This is a genomic window from Cedecea sp. P7760, from assembly GCF_013386425.1.
In the GTDB taxonomy this organism is placed as follows: Bacteria; Pseudomonadota; Gammaproteobacteria; order Enterobacterales; family Enterobacteriaceae; genus Cedecea; species Cedecea selenatireducens.
Genome location: NZ_JACARU010000121.1, coordinates 1 through 267 on the forward strand (window position 1 = coordinate 1; position 267 = coordinate 267).

The 267-nt window shown below is 63.7% G+C and carries 1 protein-coding gene; it reads left to right on the forward strand.

Going from position 1 to position 267, the window contains the following annotated elements:
* Positions 1-15: 15 nt before the first annotated feature.
* Positions 16-267, forward strand: a 252-nt coding sequence (locus tag HX778_RS25350; RefSeq protein ID WP_370527420.1) for a condensation domain-containing protein, incomplete at its 3' end; no start/stop codon positions are given.

Genomic DNA, 267 nt, shown 5'->3' on the forward strand with positions numbered 1-267 from the left:
ACCCGCGAACAGGACGTGTCCCAGGTCAATGGCATTCACCGGCTGACCCTGGAACAGACGGCCACCGACCAGCTCAAGGCGTTTGCCCAGCGCCACAAGGTGACCCTCAATACCCTGGTGCAAAGCGCCTGGCTGTTGCTGTTGCACCGTCATACCGGCCTGGACACCGTCGCCTTTGGTGCCACGGTGGCGGGACGCCCGGCCGAATTGCCGGGTATCGAACAGCAGGTGGGGTTGTTCATCAACACGCTGCCAGTGGTGGCCACG